We start from the raw sequence: 15592 nt of genomic DNA on the forward strand, positions 1-15592 counted from the left end.
ATCGGAAGACGTGGTGGCTCCAAGGAGATCTGGTCAACGGGTCGCGGCGTGTGCGGTGGTCGCGGCCGGGCGGCTCGCCGGGCGGGCTGGAGTGAGCGCGGGCGGTCGAGGCCGGCCGAAGGTGGGGGCCAGGCCATGGCACCCGTCGGCGGTGAGGTGGACCCGCTCGTCGTGGAGCCAGAGTGGGCAGTGTTCGCGGGCCACGAGGCCGCGGGACTCAAGGGAGCGGATGGTGCTGATCGTGACGCGAATGTCGTCGCGGCGGACGTACGGCTTGTCGTCGGTGATCGTCACCTCGCCCCGCGCGACGGCGCGCAGTGCGGCGTCCTGAGCGGGAGAGAGCGCAGGCGGCTGATGCAGGGGACTGACGCCCCGGCGGCGCCGTTCGGTGACGAGCAGTTCGGCGGTGGTCAGTGCATCCTGGGCGCCGAGTGCGGTCAGGTCCCGTACGAGGGTGAGGCGGCTACCGGCTTCTCCCAGGGCTTGCTGGTAGGTCAAGAGCGGGCCCTCGTCCTGGACGGGGATTCCGGCGCGGGTGTCGTCGAGGATGTCCACGGCGTCCAGGAGGTGGTCGGCTGCGTCCGTGGCCGGGTGGGCGAGCTGCCGTACCCGTGCGTACACGGTGCGGATCGCGGGGCTGTGGTACATCGGCTGGGCATTGAGGGTGTCCACGATGTGCAGCGCCGAATTGGCCAGGTGCTGGGTGGAGGCGGTCTGGTGGGTGAGGGCGGTGGCAGGGCTGGAGCCGTTCAGCCGGAGCCGGGTAAGGGCGTCGTTGTGTCGGGTGAAGTCGGCGGCGAGTAGCAGGAGGTGCTCGGCTGGCGCGGTGGGGGTGGTCATCTGGGGCGGATGGTTTCGTTCGGCGGCGGTGTCAGCGGCGGCGTACGGCATGGGCGAGCTGGGCTCCGGCGTGGTGGACATGCGGGTTCACGGCGGCTCTGCGGACGGGCGTGATGAGCGCGTCGTCCAGGTGCTGCACGAGGTAGGGGATGTCGCGGAAGGCGCGCTCCACCGGTGTGGTCGTCGCGAGGTGGGTGAAGAACTGGGCGACGAGTTGCTCGGGGGTGTCCTGCGTGAAGGTGGCGTGCCAGTGGGTGTCGAATCCGTCGTACACGTGGTGCTGGAATCGCCACGGGGTCTCGTCGCCGGGGGTGTGCTGCAGGAGGCAGTGGCCGTCGGGTGTGGTGAAGGTGCCGTCGCCTGCTTGCCAGTGGTTCATGTCGGCGATCTGGGCGAGGGTGCTGGTCGTGAGCGGGATCCGGTCGGCGTGGCGGCGGTCGCCGAGCAGCTGGGGCAGGGCCTGGGTGACGGCTGCGATGGCCTCGATTGGGGTTTGCCGGCTGAACTGCACTTCCCAGTAGGGCTCGTGGTGGGCGATGGTCCACCATCTGCCGGCTGGGTGGCTGGGGCTGAAGGTGAGGAAGAGGCTGCCGTCGGGGCTGTCGATGGCGATGTGTCCGGTCGCGGCGTCGCGCTGTGAGGGCCAGCTGAAGAGGTGGATCAGGGGGCCGAGCGCGTCGGTGAGCCGGTCGAGGCCGGCTCCGGCGAGGTGCCGGGGGGAGACGAGCACGCGGTCCTCGGGCGCGAAGTGCGTCACCGGCGCGCTCGCTGCACCGCGGGAGGCTTGGCGGCGGCTACCGCAGTGGTTGCCGGAGCGGCTGCGGGGCGTGGTTTGGCCAGGGCCTGCTGTCCTTGTTCGGTGACGGTGATCTTCTGTCCGTGGAACAGAGAGGTGCTGGTGTCCGCAGCGACGAGTCCGCGTTTGGCCAGGGCACGGAAGGTGGCGATGGAGACGCGGGTGCCGTCGTGGGTGGCGACGCGGGTCACGCCCAGCCCTCGCTGCGAACTCTCGTACAGCTTCCCTTCACCGAGGCTGAGGGCCTTGAGGGCGTCGTATTGGGCATCGGTGAGTGCGGGGCCGGTCGTCCGCTGCACGGGCGTCGCTTGATCTTGTGCGGTGGCGAGGTCGCGGGTGATGCCGGTGGTGACGTAGTGGCACCCGATCGCGCTCAGGTCGAGCTGGTGGGCGGCATCGGCGAGGTGACCGGTCATACGCGGTATGGCCTCGGCGTGGCGAGCGGTGCGCACCGCCTCGTCGTCTGCCGGGTAGCCGGGGAACGGCGCGCCTTCGTACGGGTTGGCGTACAGCGCGCTGGCGAGGTCGTTGCCGGCCAGGGAGGAAGCGACCACGATTGAGGACAGGCACTCCAGGCTGGCGCGGCTGCCGGCGATGTCGGCGTACGCGCTGCCGTCGAGCGCGCCCAGGCGTACGAGGGTGGTGGCCGTCAGGTCCTGGGCCTTGAGCAGGAGCGGGCTGATCTGGCGTAGCGCGTCGGTGCCGGGGGTGTAGGAGAGGTCCCGGACGCGTGCGTGCAGGGCCTCGAACTCGCGTGCCAGATTACGGAGTTGTTGTGCCTGTTCTGCCAGGTTGAGCGAGGGCATGGGGTGGTGTGGCTCCGGAGGATCGGGTCAGCGGCTGCGCCGCTTGGGCTGGGGCATGGGGGGCGGCACGGGGGCGGATCCGGTGCGGGGTCGCGCTGGTGGAATGTCCTGCACGGTCGCGATTCCGAGATCGATGCGCACGTTGAGGCCGTGGGCGAAGAGATGGGCCTCGGTGCGGACCACGGCGCCCAGTGCGTCGCGTTCAGCGAGCCCGGCGGGCAGCTCGTGCTGCTGGGGTGTGCCGGTGGAGGTGAAGCTCTGCTGAGTGAGGATGGCCTCTGCCTCGTCCGTGGTGACGCTCGCGGTGACGTGGCCGTCGGTGAAGCTGATGGTTACTTCGTCCTGGGCCGTTGCGCTCGCAGCGTGCTGACGTGTGGTCCAGGCGAGGTCGACGAGGTCATGCGTGTGGGCCATGAGCCCGTACGCCGCGACGCCGGCGCGTTCGTGGGCGTCCTCGGCGGTCTCCGGCGGCAGGAGGTAGAGGGTGCGGCCCTGGTGCTCGCGAGCGGTGAATCCCGCCCCGGTCAGAATGCGGCCGGCGTTGGGGATCGGCCGGTTGAGGGCGACGAAGGTCCAGCCGTCGCGGGTCGAGCCGATGAAGACATCGTGGTGGTCGGTAAGTGCCATGCTGCTTTCGGTGGATAGGTGGGTCAGGCGGCTGTGCCGTAATCGCTCTGCTGGGGGGAGTGCTTGGCCACTGCGCGGGCGGTGATCGCCTTCGATGCTCGCGCGGAGGCCGCGGACAGCTGCTCGGCGCCGGGTTCGAGGTACCAGGGGCGCAGGTCGAGCATGGCGGCGCGCATGCCGGTTGCGAAGCAGAGCGCTGTGCCCTTGGGGAGGGCGCGGATGGCGTCGGGGGGCAGGATCCGCTCCTGTCGCATGCTGACCGAGGTCGACTTGCCGGACTCCGAGTGTGAGGTAGACGTGGTCTCCACGTCGTGGTCGCCGATCAGACGGGACAGCTTGTCCGCGAAATCGGGATCATCGATACCGGAGCCGATGACCTTCACCGTCGAGGCGGACCACATGGCGTCCATGCCGGCGTCCCCCCAGACTTTCTGGCCCTGGCGGTAGCTCTGCAGGATCGTGATCGGGATGATGCCGCGGCTGCCGAGGTGGGAGTACAGGTCCGGAAGGTCGGAAATTTTGCAGACGTTGGCGGCCTCGTCGAGGATCGCGAGCATCGGTGGGTCGAGTCGGCCCCCGGCGCGTTCGGCCTGGGCGGTCGCGGCGCGCATCACCGAGTCCGCGCATGCCGCGATCAGCGCGGAGGCTCCGCCGTCCTTGCTCAGGAGGAAGAGTGTGTCGGTGGAGGTGACGAACTCGGCGGGTTTGAACTCGCGCACGTCCTTCTGCGGGGTGACCCACGCGGCGATCTCGGAGTTGAGCAGGGCCGCGGCGTACTGGCGGGCGGTCTCGTAGATGCCGTCGCGCGTCTCCGGCGGTCCCTCGACGGTTCCCTTGAGCTGGGCGGCGACGGCGGCGAAGTCGTGGTCTCGGAGGATGTCGAGCGGGGTGCGGTCGGCCGGGAAGGCGAGCCACTGCATGATGTCGGTGATCGGCCTTTCGTCGAGGGCTGCGGCCAGGAGCAACTGGGACAGGATGTTGCTGCCGGCCTTGGACCAGAAGTCGCCCTGTTGGGAGGCGTCCACGGAGGCGGCGAGGAAGTGGCCGGCCAGCCGGTTCGCCCCGTCCAGGGTGGTCGCGCTGGCGAGGGGGTTCCACCACATCTCACGGGCAGCGTGGGCGATCTGCTGCGGGTCCATGGTCCACACCTGCCCCACCTCCGCGCGGGCGTCGTAGGCGGTGGTGAAGGCATCGCCGGCGGCCTTGTTCGAGGTCAGCAGGACCGGGCCGGGTGCTCCGAGGATGGAGGGGATGGCGAGCGAGGTGGTTTTGCCGGAGCGGGGGGCCATGATCGCGACGGCGACGTCCTCGAATCCCATCCGTACCTCGTGACGGCTGCCTTGGAGGTTGCCGAGCAGGATGCCGGTGTCCTTCGCGTCGATGTGCTTGGCGTCCTTCAGGCTCGGGCGCAGGGAACGGGCCTTGTCGGTGATCGCCTTGGCCATCAGCGGCTCGATGTCCCGGGCCTTGGCCATGTCGGTGATCTTCTTCTTCCGGCCGCCGTTGCGGTTCTTGTGCCGGGCCCACAGGACGCCCGCTGCTGCCCCGAGAGCCAGGAGGAGGAGAACGGGAACGATGCGGACACCGATCAGCAGGGACGTTTCCCCTGCTTCAGGCCACAGCTGGTCGGGGTGGAGCAGGGCGGCGGTCGGCTGGTACGGCGCCCAGGTGGTTCCGGTCAGGTAGGCGGTGATGTTGCCGGAGAGCCAGGCGAGGTGGGACAGGGGGACGACGATGGCGAGCACGCCGAGGAGGAGTCGCAGGACGAGGTCGTACCCGTCGGTGGAGCTGTTGGAGGAGGGTGGCAAAGGGCTACGTGCTTCCGGGCGGGGACGAAAGGAGTCAGCGGCTGCGGTTGTTCTTGGCCGGTGGCCGTTGCAGGGGGCTCGGACTCGGCGGGGGGCCGGCGCGGCGGGCGGCGAGGGCGTGGACGCGTTCTTCCAGGGCCGAGGCGACCTGCACGGCGGGCACCTCCCGGCGTGTGCGGGTGACGACATTCGGGTTGCGGGTCGGGAGACTGCGCAAGCTGTCGGTGCGCGGCACGGGGCTCGCATCGGTGAGCGCGGCGGTGAACGCGGCGATCAGGTGCGGCGGGGTGTGCTCGCCGAAGCGGGCCTGCCACACAGGCCGGTCCGGGCCGAGCGTGGCGGTGACGAACCAGGCGCCTGGTTCCTGCGCGCTCCCCGAGCGCTGGACGTACGCGGTGCCGTCGGGCGAGGCGAGGCCGTTGTCCCCGGTGGCGGGCAACCAGGCGATCTGCTGGAGCGGTTCGTACGGATCGGATGGTGCGGTCGCCGCCGTGGCCGGGTCGGTGAGGGCGTCGGTGACGGCGGCGATGAGTTCGACCGGGGTGCGGGCACCGAAGCTGGCGTACCAGGCGGGCCGGTTGGGCTCGGGGGCGTGGTGGAGGGTCCACCACTGTCCGTCGGGGTCGGGCTCCAGGCGCAGGAGGGCCTTCTGGTCGGGGCTGGAGAGGATGACGCGCGGCATGAGCGGGTCGTGGCCGTGGCTCCAGTGGCAGGCGCGGTGGAGGGGGACGGGTGATCCAGGCGGGATCGCCGCCGCCGGCCAAGTGGCGGGGTGCGATGAAGTCGACCTCGACGGTCTCGGGACTCGGGGGCATGTTCACCTCCGTACCGAGGTCCGTCGCCCGGGTGCTGGGGCCGTGGTCGGTGGCGGGGCCAGGGACGAGGGGGCGCTCAGGGCGGCGGAGTTGATCTCGCGTAGTGCCTGGCCGTGGGAGGCCCAGTCGTCGAGGTAGCTCCACGATTCGGCGTGATGCTCGGCGACGGCGTCATCGAACGCCGGGGTACCGGGCTGGGCGCTGGCGGGAAGGCTGTCGCGGGTCGCCAGCCACTGCTCGTGCAGCTCGTCGAGCCGGTCGAGCGCGGCCTGCAGGACGCCCAACTGGTAGACCCAACGGTTCTGCACCGCGGTGGTGGGGAGGTTCCTGAGCTGCACGTCGGCCGTGGCCAGCAGGTGGCGGGCGCCGGCGCGGATGTTCTCGAATGCTTCGGCGGTGTCGGCGTCTCGCTGGCTTGCACGCAGTCCGTAGGCGTGGTCGTCGTACGGCCAGCCGTCGAGGTCGGTGTGCTCGTCGGAGTAGACGTCCCAGGCGTCGAGGATCTTCTTGCCGTCGCTCAGGTAGCCGTCGAGGTGGCGGAGGAACTCGCGGTGGGTGGTGTGATCGGCGGAGATGGGGAGGGGTCCTGTCGGTTCAGCGGCGGGCGGCCGGCTGGGCGGTGCCGGTCGGCGCCGGGGCCGTCGCGGGTTTCGTCTGCTGCCGGCGGGCGGAGCGTGCCTGCGCGCGGAGCGACTTGATGCGGGTGGTGTGCGCGTCGAAGGTCTGCTGCGGGGTGAGTGGGCTGGGCCGTTGCACGACGCTGTGGTGGGCGGTGCGGTCGAACATGGCGCGTTGCAGCGGTTCCGGGTCGGCGAGCGCGGTGACGAAGGCGGTCACGAGGTGCTCGGGCGTGTTGCCGTCGAACCAGGCGTGCCAGATCCGGGGGCCCGCAGCGGAGGGTCCGGGGTGGTCCCGGACCTCTACGTGCCAGGACACACGGTCTGGCTCGCGCCACGGCACAGTACCGTCGCCCTTCTCCGGCCGGCGCTCCACCCTGCACCCCGGTGGATCGGAGACGGCGGCCCCGCGGCCGTCGATGAGCCAACCGGCTGCTTCCAGCACGGGCAGGGGGTTGGTCGGCTCCGCGGGCGAAGGAGCGACGAGGGCGTCGGTGAGGCCGGCGAGGACCTCGGCAGGGACGAGTTCACCGAACTCGGCATACCAGCCGCGCTCGGTGTCGGTGGGCTCGGCCCGCAGCCGCCACCACGCGGAGGTGGCGGACTGCGGGTCGAACTGGAGGCGGTGCCGGAGATCGGGGCTGCGCAGGATGATCTCGGCACTGAGCGGGTCGGAGGTGGGTTTCCATCCGGCGGCAGCGAGGCCGTGGGTGATGTGGCGGGCGTCGCCGGATCCGGCGAGGTGGCGTGGGCTGGTGTCGAACGGGATCTGCCAGGCGTGCTTGTCGGCGAAGGCGGCGAGCTGCCGTTCGCTCAGCGGCACCAGCAGCACCCCGGCTCTGTCTCGGCGGCGCTGGCGTAAAGGACGCGGAGGTCGTCCAGGGCGTAGTGGAGGGTGTGCTGGTCGGCCTGTTCCCACGCGGCGGTGCGCAGTTCCGTGATCAGAAGGTCGACTTCTGGACTGCGCAGCGTGTCCGGGTGGTCCTGTACGGCGCGGGCGAGGGCGCGCAGGGTGTCGGCGAGCTGGACGGGCAGGCCCGTGTACTCGTCGAGCAGAGGTTCGACGAGGGTGAGCGCCTCTTCGGGGTCGGGGCTCTCGCGCAGGTAGTCGGTGAGGCGGGACAGGGTCTCGGTCGCGGTGCGGATGGTGTCCGGGGTGAGTGCGGGCATCAGGCTCCTCGGTTGGTGGGCGTGGGGGGTCAGCGGCGGGTTCGGGCGCCACCGGCGTTGGCGTGGGGGCGGGCCGTGGTGTGGGGCCGGCTGCTTCGGGCGGCGTTGCGAGCCCAGGTGGCGGTGCGGGCGGCGGTGATCCGGGCCTGTTGCCAGGCGCTGAGCTGGGAGGGCAGGACGGACACGGACGTGGTGCGGATCTGTGCGCTCTGTGGAACACGTCCGAGCGGGCGCATCACGGGTTCGGGGCTGGCGAGCGCGGTTGAGAAGGCTTGCACGAGGTGCATCGGGGTGCTGGGTGCGAACTGGGCTGTCCAGCCGTTGCCTTGCTTGTCCTTCGCTCCGGACCACCACATCGCCTCGCCGTCGGGGCCCTGGTGGTACTGCATCCAGGCGCTGCCGTCGGGGCTGGTCGCGGTCACGTGCTCGGTGTTGGGCGGACGGTGCCATCCCTGGTCCCGCAGAGGTGCCCAGACGTTGGGGGCGTGCGCGGAGCGGGGCCGGGTGAGGGCGTCGGTGAGACCGGCGACGATCTCCACCGGCGTTTGCCGACCGAGGACTGCCCGCCATTGATCTTGGTGGCCGCTCGCGGCGCCGTGGATTGTCCACCCGCCGGGCAGTACGAAGGGGTCGTAGGTGATACGGACCGCGCGGTCCGGGCTTTCCATGGCGAGAGGACCGCCCGCCTTGGACTTGTCCCGCCATCCGGAGGCGCGCAGGAATTCGGAGACGTGCCGGACGTCGCCGCCGCCGGCGAGGGCGCGGGGCTCGACGAGGTAGTGCTGCTGAGCCTGCTCGCCCGCTCCCCAGCCCTGCCACTGTTTCCTCTTCACCGGTGCCGCCGGACGACGAGCGGAGCAGGGGCTGGCGGCTTCGCGCTGGTGGTGGCGGGCTGCGCGGCGACGCGCCCGAGAGTGGCGCGGTGTTCGTCCAGGTCCCCGCCGATGGCGTCGAGTTCGTTCGAGGCGCGGCCGAGGGCGAGCCACACCTCGGGCGGCAGCGTGCCGCGTTCGGCTTGGTCCTTGGCGAACGCGCTGCCGGTGGCCACAAGGTGGGTGACGCCGCCCAGGAGACCGTCATCGGGGTCGAGGACGCGGGCGATGACCTGTGTGGCGTGGTGTGGAGGCAGTTGGGTGAGGTGCTCGGCGAGTTGGCGGAGCTGGCGGGTGATCTCGTCGGCCAGCCTCACCGGGTACGGGGTGGGGTGGGACATGCTCCTCCAGGTCGGGGGTGGTCAGTGGTGGTGGCGGTGTCCGGTCCGCTGTGATTCGGCGAGCACGGTCTCCGGGCGTGCGCCGGCCAGCGGGGAGGTGCGGTCGGGCCCGGTGGGGATGCAGGCACGCAGGTAGCGGCGGAACAGGGCCGTTGCGAGGCGGGGCTTGAGGCGGTGGGTGATCGGTGGGGGTGTGCGGGGTGCTACGGGTTTCTCCGATGGGTCTGTCGGTGCGGGGTGGGCGCTACGGCCGGGGGCCGGAGCCGCCCGGTGGGCGCTACGGGATACGCCAGGATGGAGCGGGGCGCGAGGAAGAGGCCGGCGCCGGGTGCTGTGCGGCGGGGCGGGGCTTGTGAGCGCGGATCTCGCGCACGGTCTGCTGGTAGGCGGCCTCGTCGAAGACTTCGGGTGCGCAGTTGACCTCGTAGCCGGCCAGGAGGAGGGCGGGGATGGCGCGCGTCGCCAGGCGCTTCTGTTCGTCGGCGTCGAGATGTTCGGGCACCACATGCCAGATGTAGACGGGGCCGGCGGTGCGGACCTCCTGGCGTTCCAGGCCGAGCTGGTCGAGCAGGTCGTGGAGCTTGCCGGGAGCGCCGGTGGCGGTGTCGGCGTGGATGGTGGTGGTCAGGGCCTTGACGTAGATCTCGACGTCGGTGCCGTACTCGTCGGCCAGATTGGCCATGGAGGTCTCTCCAGTTCAGCGGCGTCGGGGCGCCACGGCGACCGACTGCTGCGCGGGACTCGGCAGCGCCGTGGTGGGTGTCGACCGCTCCGGCGCGCGCGGCGTGATTGCGGGCAAGGAGGATGAGGCGGGAGGCGCGCGACAGTGCGTCCGCCGTGTCCCCGAGCCGGGAGACCGGTTCGGGTTCTTCGCCGACGGCGCACAGACGGTGGGACCATGCGGTCCAGGAGTCCCCGCGGGGGCCGGGAGCGGTGAGGAAGCCACCGGTTCGCTGGAGGATGTCCGCCGCCCGCTCGGTCCCGCCGACTAGCCCGGTGCGGGGGTCTTTGGTGATGGTGACGTACTCCAGCACCAGGAAGTCGGGCTCCCCTTGCTTCATCGAACCCTGGCGGCCGGTGTACGTGTGGCGGCCGGGGCCGGCGGCATGGCGGCGGTGGGGGCGGTCCGAGCTGCGGGGTGCTGGAGCGCCGTGCCGATGCCGAGCGCGTCGAGCTGCGGGCCTATCTCGCGCAGGGCGCGAGCCTGGGCCCTGGTGTCGTCTGCGCCGAGGCGGTAGATACCGGTCTGCGGATCCTGGATGAAGCCGTGAGCCACCAGGACGGCGCCGGCCGTGTCGTCGACGGGCGCGGCGGCGACGCTGCCGTCCTGCTGCCAGGTCAGGACGACCCGATCCGGCTGGGACGGCTGGATGCCGCCCAGGGCATTGTGGCGGACCTGGGCGAGCGCGCTGTCGTAGCGGGCGAGCAGGTCGCCGGCGACCTGCTCGGCGCTCAGGAACGGGTCGTCCGCGAGCGCAATGCCGTTGGGCTCGGGTACTGCGCGGTATGCCTCGTCGGGCAGTGCGCGCGGGGCGACGGCGGCAATGAGGAATCCGTTGCGTTCGTCGTGCCGGTTAAGGACGACGAGCTGGGCTCCGTCCGGGCGGCTCAGGACGGCTGCCTGCTGGAGTGGGTGCTCAGCGAGGGAGGCGGTGACGAGGTCCAGGTCCCAGATGCGGTCCGCCAGTTCGGCGAGGTCGTCCTTGTTCTCGGGCGGGTGGTAGGAACTGGACCAGGTGCCCGGGAGTTCGCCGGCGAGGACGTCGGCGTACGAGGCGAGGCGCTCGGAGTTGTCGTAATCGTGCATGGTGTCCTTGGGCGAGGTGAGGTCAGCGGCGCAGCCCGGCGGCCACCGGGGGCGGCGGGGCCGGCAGCGTGCGCGGCGGGGGCGGGCAGGCGCACACGGCGGAGCGCTCGCGTTCGGTGGCGGGGACCTCTTCGGCGCAGGTGCTGCGGCCGGGATGCGGGGCGTGCCGGTCGGCGAGGGCGTTGCGGGTGGCGGAGAGGTCGGTGCGGATGGCGTGCAGGTGCTCGTCGGCGAGGTAACGCAGCCGTCGGGCGATGTACGGGTCGGCCGCCTCGCCGAGCCCGTCATGGAACTCAGCAACAGCGGTGAGGATTTCGCCCAGGGCGGTGAGGATGCCGTCGTGGGTGGCGGTCAGCTCGGTGAGGGCATCGGCCGCCTCATCGGTGGTGGTGGCTTCGCGGATCCGCTCGGCGAAGTGGGCCACGGAGGCACCCAGCGGCAGGTAACTGGCCGGGCGGGAGCCGGAGTCGAAGTCCTCGTCGCAGTCCACGTGGTATCCGGCGGATCGCAGCCGGGCGACGGCTTCGGTGGCGAGGCGGGTTTCCTCGTCCTGGGCGAGGCCGGTGGGGGCGCGGTGGTAGGTCTCGTGGACGCGGACGACGGCGACTAAACCGGCGCGCTGCAGGACGCTGTGCGCCTCAGGGTCTCCGCCGCGGGCGAGGAGTTCGTCGGAGTGCGGATCGCGGCGGATGTCCAGGAGGCGGTCGGCGAGGGGCAAAGAGACGTTTCTCCTACGGCGATCGGTATGCGGCGCGGTGGGCAGCGGGCGGTGCGGCGGCTACGCGGGGGTGGAACGCGGCACTCAGGTGGGCTGCCGTGTCGTCCAGGTCTTGCTGGACGGCGTACAGACGGCGGGCGATCAGTTCCAGGCGATGCGCCGTGTCGGCGCCGGCGGCTCTGGGCTGGCGGGCGACCTGGTGGGCGGTGTGCTCGACGAGTCCGCGCACTGTGGCCAGTGGTCCGGTCTGCTCGTCGGCGAGCTGCGAGATGATGGCCGCGAGCTGGGCCATCGCTGTGGGAGCGGGCCGTGCGACGGCCTGCGGCCTTGGAGTGCTTCGTACGGGGATCAGGCGCAGGTCTTGCTCGATGCGGCGGGATTCGGCCGAGAGGCGCCGCAGGACATCACCAGGCTGCGTGTGCCAGGAGCCGTCGAGGCGGATCAGGTTGGCGATCAGGTCGAGGCGTCCGGGCTGGGCTTGGACGGCGATCCACCGGCAGCCGTACTCCTCGCCGGGGACTTCGATGTCGGCGGCACGGGCGAGCCGGTGGGCGGCTTCGGCCCATTCGGGGCCGGTCAGCTCACGGTCGTCGGGGTGGAGCCGGATGTCGAGGTGGAAGATCGCCCGCCGGTCGTCGTTCGGGCTGGCGGTGAACGGGTGCTCCAGGTACGGGTCTTCGAGGTGTTCGGCCCACTGGACGGACGTCCAGATCTTCTGCTCGTCGTCCAGGGTGTAGTAGTCGAGGCCCGGCCAGTGGGCGACGACCGTGTACTCCGTCAGTCCCTCGTCCGGCGACACCGGGCGCCCCAGCGCCTCGGTGAGCGGGTCGTGCGGGGTGTGGGTCCGCTCGTTGAGACGGGGAATCACCGGCCGCCCCGGGCATCGGCGATGTGCACCAGCTGGTTGAGGGCGGTGGTGGTGTACCAGCCGCAGTCGATCAGCTCGTTGCGGCCGATGTACTTCGGCAGGAGGGCATCCTCCATGGCCCGCAGGTGGACCAGGCAGTCCGGGCAGCGACGCGAGAGGTGCACGAGGTAGCGGGGGTGGGCGGTGATGTACGACTGTGCGCCGCCGGTCGCATCGCGCAGCCGCCATCCGTCCTCGTCGGTCGGGGTGTGCCAGGACGGGGCGACCACACGCATGGCGTCTCCCCACAGTTCTCCGCCGGCGACACCCTTCAGGACGACGACCGTGTCGCCTGCCTGAAAGTGGGCGTGGGTGATGTCCCGGTCGGGGGTGAACGGGTCGGGCGTCGGAGCGAACACCGGAGTGGGTGGGGGCAGGGACATGCGATTCCTTCCACGCGAGGCGGGCGGCGTTGGGAGGAACAATGGTCCGGAGGATCGCCGGTTTGGCTAACCGGCGATCACCGGCTATGTTCCGCCTCCGTCAGCGGAACGGGTTCTCCGTCCCGCGGTCGTCCTCGCCTGCGGCGTCGAGCAGTTCGAGCAGGTCGGTGCCCTCAGCGTCCCGCTGGTCGATCCACCACCCGGCGAGGGTGATCGAGCGGGCCTGCTCCTCCAGCTCCGCCCAGTCCGCCTCGTCCCAGGCACCTTCGACGACCAGGGCGGTGTGGGCGGCGGTCATCAGCTGGTGGCGGGAGCGCTCACCCCAGTCCAGGGCCTTCTCCGGGCCCTCCAGCGGCGGCATCTCGAACTTGGCGGCCCACTCGGCAGCGGCCTGCTGCTCCTCAGCGCGCTTGGCGGCGAGCCACTGCTCCTTGGACTCGGTGCCGGCGTCGCGCGATGCCTTCCAGCAGTCGGTGCAGTCCCGGCCACTGAGCCAGCGGGCGAACCCAGCACGCTTGTCGGCGGGACGGTTCGCGAGGTCGTGATCCACGCTGTGCCCACAGGTGTGGACAACGTTCCAGGTCGTGCGGACAGCCATGGATGAATCTCCTTGATATCGGTTGCAAACGGGGGAGTTGAGGGGGCCGGGCCCCTTCAGGGGCGTGCGCCGTGGGCCGGCCGCAGGCGTCTGCCGCGCCCGCTCGGAGAAGGGCCGGGGCCGGCGAGGAGTAGGAAGGCCAGGGCGAAGGCTGCTCCGGTGGCGGGCAGCGCGGCGCTGGCGAGGGGGTGGTCGGCGAGACGGCCGGCGAGGGCGGTGCCGGCGGCCTGGCCGGCGCCGATCGACAGGATCAGCCACGCGTACGCCTCGCTGGTGCGACCCGTGGGGGTGAGGGCGTCGGTGGTCACGTAGGCGCAGGCGACCACGACGGTGAGGAACGCGCCGGGCAAGACGACCGCGACGGTGGCGGCGTACGGGCTCGGGAGGGCGAGAAGCGGCAGCCACCCCACCAGGAACGCGCCCGCTCCGAGCAGGAGTTGGTGCGTGGGCGACCCAGGCCAGGTGCGGCGCCCGTAAACGAGTCCGCCGAGGAAGCTACCGGTCGAGAAGGCTGCGGGCAGCAACCCGGACAGCATGTCCGTGCCATGCGTCTCGGCCATGGCGACGGCCCAGACGTTCAGGGCGCCGATCGCGAAGCCGATGCCGGCGAGGGAGGTGAACAGCAACACCAGCTCGGGGGAGACCAGCCGCCGCGCCGGTGTGTCGTCGGCGGTCCTCGGCGCGGGATGCCAGCGGCGCGACGGCGGCGCGGTCGCGACGACGGCGGTGCCGGCCAGGCCGAGGACGGCGGTGGCCGCGAGCGCGAGGGAGGGAGTGTGGGCGGAGGCGAGCGCGGCGGCGAGCAGGGGCCCGACGATGTACAACAGGCCCTGCGTGCCGGTATCCAGGGCGAGCGCGGCGTGCCGCAGCCGCTGGTCGGGCAGCAGACTCGGCCACAGGGCTCGCGTGCCGGCTTCGAGGGCCGGCGTGCTCAAGCCGGCCGCGACGACGATCACCGTGGCGAGCGCCGGCCCGCCGTGCGGTCCGGCCACCGGAAGGGTCAGCAGCAGGCTGGAGTTGAGCAGGGCGGTGGGGACGTGTACGGCGGTCTGGCCGTAGCGGTCCATGAGGCGTCCCTTGACCGGCTGCGCCAGCGCGGAGACCAGCCCGTACAGGGCGCTGAGCAGTCCGCCGAAGGCGATGCTGCCGCCGTTCGCGGTGATCCACAGCAGGATTGCGATGGGAGCCATGCCGTTGGGGAGACGGCCGATGAGGGTGCCGCCGAGGAGGCGAGCGACGTACGGGTTCCCCAGCACCGCGCGGTAGGTGATGCGCGGTGCCGGGGCCGCCGAGGGAGCGGTCAGGGACAACTGGAACTTTCGGTCAGGGAACGGGCGGGGCAGTGCTCTACCGGTGGTGCGCGGACGCCGAGGGGCGGGACGGCGGGGCCGGGGGTGTGGTGCCGAGGGCGGGGCGAGGCCGGATCCGCGGCTTGGGGGTGCGGTGTGGCGGCAGGACGGCGACGGTCGCTCCGAGGTCCTCCGCCGCCTCGTGCACCTCGCGGGTCAGGAAGCCCAACTGCCGGCCGAGAGCATCGAGCCGGGCGGCAACCTGCTTGCCCTGCACGCTTTCCAGGGCCTTCGCGAACTGCGCGGCTGTTTCGAGGAGCTCCTGAAGGCGGATCATTGGCCCCGCATTGTGACCGTGCTGGGTGGCGGTCAGCAGGGCTTCGGAGACGTCGCCTGCAGCATGGGCCTCGATGACGTCCTGGAGCAGTTCCTGCAGGGACACCTCGGGCGCGGGTTCCGGGCGGTTGAACCGGGAGACGTCCGGCCGCAGCACTCCGGGCGGGACCGCTCGCGGCAGCGCCTGCACGGCCGCGTACTCGTTGGCGTAGTGCCCGATCACCTGCCAGGCCGGCCCACCCGGGTCGCCGGCCAGGGCGATCACGGTCGAGGTGTCGTCCTCGACCAGGTAGGCGAGCGTGATCGGCCGGCCGTCGGCGGCGTACCACGACTCGATCAGATCCAGCTCACCTCCACGCTGCGCAGAGTGCGCCATCTCGGTCCACATCTGCCGTTCCTCGCCGGTCATCTCCGGCTCGGGCTGGTGGTGCTGGTCGGCGAGGTCGGTGGCGATGTAGCTGTGATCCGCCCAGACGGCGAGGTGCGGCCACACGGCCGTGTGCTGCTCGCGCTCTGCGGCCGAGCCGGGGTCGGCGGGCCGGTCGAGGACGCGGACGATCTCGGCGTGGGAGGCAGCGAGGCCGTCGAGCAGGGCCCGCCACGCGGGGATATGCCGGGCGGGCGGCAGCTTGTCGAGAGCGCGACGGGCTGTGTCCAGCAGTTTGTCGGCATGCCGAGCGAGATACGCGACGTATGCCTCGACGGCGGCCTGGTTGCGCCGGGCATGGGCGGCGGCAGCGGCATCGTGGTGGACGGTTCGTCCGTAGCGGTCCTGCGTGGTGTCGAGCGCCATCTCGGTCTCGCGGTCGATGATGGCCATCCGAAGCCTGAAGTCGCGGGCCCGGGATACGAGGTCGGTCGC

Annotated in this window: 19 protein-coding genes and 1 pseudogene; 1 reads left to right on the forward strand and 19 read right to left on the reverse strand. The window is 71.5% G+C overall.

Features of this window, described 5'->3' with window-relative positions; all coding sequences use genetic code 11:
- Positions 1 to 33: 33 nt before the first annotated feature.
- From J7I98_RS25525 to J7I98_RS25580, 12 genes and pseudogenes are all read right to left on the reverse strand, one after another.
- Positions 34 to 921, reverse strand: coding sequence for a hypothetical protein (locus J7I98_RS25525; RefSeq protein ID WP_251021169.1), 888 nt, complete (start codon positions 919 to 921; stop codon positions 34 to 36).
- The gene (locus J7I98_RS25530) at positions 872 to 1597 is read right to left on the reverse strand and encodes a DUF317 domain-containing protein (protein WP_214926217.1); all 726 of its coding nucleotides are present in this window, start codon (positions 1595 to 1597) and stop codon (positions 872 to 874) included. The genes J7I98_RS25525 and J7I98_RS25530 overlap by 50 nt, the downstream gene beginning before the upstream one ends.
- Positions 1594 to 2442, reverse strand: a complete 849-nt coding sequence (locus J7I98_RS25535) for a hypothetical protein (protein WP_251021170.1) — start codon at positions 2440 to 2442, stop codon at positions 1594 to 1596. Before J7I98_RS25535 ends, J7I98_RS25530 begins: the two co-directional genes overlap by 4 nt.
- A gap of 27 nt (positions 2443 to 2469) precedes the next feature.
- A complete protein-coding gene (locus J7I98_RS25540; RefSeq protein WP_214926220.1) occupies positions 2470 to 3069 on the reverse strand; it encodes a hypothetical protein in 600 nt (199 codons plus the stop codon).
- Positions 3070 to 3092: 23 nt separating this feature from the next.
- Positions 3093 to 4877 (reverse strand): type IV secretory system conjugative DNA transfer family protein, encoded by a 1785-nt coding sequence (locus tag J7I98_RS25545; RefSeq protein ID WP_214926230.1) that lies wholly within the window; start codon positions 4875 to 4877, stop codon positions 3093 to 3095.
- Between the two features lie 34 nt (positions 4878 to 4911).
- Positions 4912 to 5692, reverse strand: a pseudogene (locus J7I98_RS25550) (DUF317 domain-containing protein).
- Between the two features lie 2 nt (positions 5693 to 5694).
- Positions 5695 to 6030, reverse strand: a complete 336-nt coding sequence (locus tag J7I98_RS41305) for a hypothetical protein (RefSeq protein ID WP_308377930.1) — start codon at positions 6028 to 6030, stop codon at positions 5695 to 5697.
- Between the two features lie 256 nt (positions 6031 to 6286).
- Positions 6287 to 7132: a DUF317 domain-containing protein gene (locus tag J7I98_RS25560; RefSeq protein ID WP_214926233.1), complete on the reverse strand. Its 846-nt coding sequence runs from the start codon at positions 7130 to 7132 to the stop codon at positions 6287 to 6289.
- Positions 7123 to 7479, reverse strand: a complete 357-nt coding sequence (locus J7I98_RS25565) for a hypothetical protein (protein WP_214926236.1) — start codon at positions 7477 to 7479, stop codon at positions 7123 to 7125. Before J7I98_RS25565 ends, J7I98_RS25560 begins: the two co-directional genes overlap by 10 nt.
- Positions 7480 to 7508: 29 nt before the next feature.
- A complete protein-coding gene (locus tag J7I98_RS25570) occupies positions 7509 to 8312 on the reverse strand; it encodes a DUF317 domain-containing protein (RefSeq protein ID WP_214926239.1) in 804 nt (267 codons plus the stop codon).
- Complete coding sequence (locus J7I98_RS25575) at positions 8309 to 8692, reverse strand: hypothetical protein (RefSeq protein WP_214926242.1); 384 nt, start codon at positions 8690 to 8692, stop codon at positions 8309 to 8311. The genes J7I98_RS25570 and J7I98_RS25575 overlap by 4 nt, the downstream gene beginning before the upstream one ends.
- A gap of 277 nt (positions 8693 to 8969) precedes the next feature.
- Entirely contained in the window at positions 8970 to 9374 is a 405-nt protein-coding gene (locus tag J7I98_RS25580) for a hypothetical protein (protein WP_214926245.1), read from the reverse strand.
- On the opposite strand from J7I98_RS25580, the gene J7I98_RS25585 reads away from it, so the two are divergent.
- Positions 9373 to 9684, forward strand: a complete 312-nt coding sequence (locus tag J7I98_RS25585; RefSeq protein WP_214926250.1) for a hypothetical protein — start codon at positions 9373 to 9375, stop codon at positions 9682 to 9684. The genes J7I98_RS25580 and J7I98_RS25585 overlap by 2 nt on opposite strands.
- 65 nt (positions 9685 to 9749) lie before the next feature.
- Here J7I98_RS25585 and J7I98_RS25590 read toward each other — a convergent pair whose 3' ends face one another.
- From J7I98_RS25590 to J7I98_RS25620, 7 genes are all read right to left on the reverse strand, one after another.
- On the reverse strand, positions 9750 to 10499 hold the full coding sequence (locus J7I98_RS25590) for a hypothetical protein (RefSeq protein ID WP_214926252.1): 750 nt from the start codon (positions 10497 to 10499) through the stop codon (positions 9750 to 9752).
- Positions 10500 to 10521: 22 nt separating this feature from the next.
- Positions 10522 to 11217 (reverse strand): hypothetical protein, encoded by a 696-nt coding sequence (locus J7I98_RS25595; protein WP_214926255.1) that lies wholly within the window; start codon positions 11215 to 11217, stop codon positions 10522 to 10524.
- A 13-nt stretch (positions 11218 to 11230) separates the two neighbouring features.
- Positions 11231 to 12085 (reverse strand): relaxase/mobilization nuclease, encoded by an 855-nt coding sequence (locus J7I98_RS25600; protein WP_214926258.1) that lies wholly within the window; start codon positions 12083 to 12085, stop codon positions 11231 to 11233.
- Positions 12082 to 12507, reverse strand: coding sequence for a hypothetical protein (locus J7I98_RS25605; RefSeq protein WP_214926267.1), 426 nt, complete (start codon positions 12505 to 12507; stop codon positions 12082 to 12084). Before J7I98_RS25605 ends, J7I98_RS25600 begins: the two co-directional genes overlap by 4 nt.
- 100 nt (positions 12508 to 12607) lie before the next feature.
- Positions 12608 to 13105: a hypothetical protein gene (locus J7I98_RS25610; protein ID WP_214926270.1), complete on the reverse strand. Its 498-nt coding sequence runs from the start codon at positions 13103 to 13105 to the stop codon at positions 12608 to 12610.
- Between the two features lie 56 nt (positions 13106 to 13161).
- Positions 13162 to 14415, reverse strand: a complete 1254-nt coding sequence (locus J7I98_RS25615; protein ID WP_214926273.1) for an MFS transporter — start codon at positions 14413 to 14415, stop codon at positions 13162 to 13164.
- 37 nt (positions 14416 to 14452) lie between these two features.
- Positions 14453 to 15550: a hypothetical protein gene (locus J7I98_RS25620; RefSeq protein ID WP_214926274.1), complete on the reverse strand. Its 1098-nt coding sequence runs from the start codon at positions 15548 to 15550 to the stop codon at positions 14453 to 14455.
- Positions 15551 to 15592 lie beyond the last annotated feature (42 nt).

The organism is Streptomyces sp. ISL-98 (assembly GCF_018614055.1).
GTDB classification, from domain to species: domain Bacteria; phylum Actinomycetota; class Actinomycetes; order Streptomycetales; family Streptomycetaceae; genus Streptomyces; species Streptomyces spiramyceticus.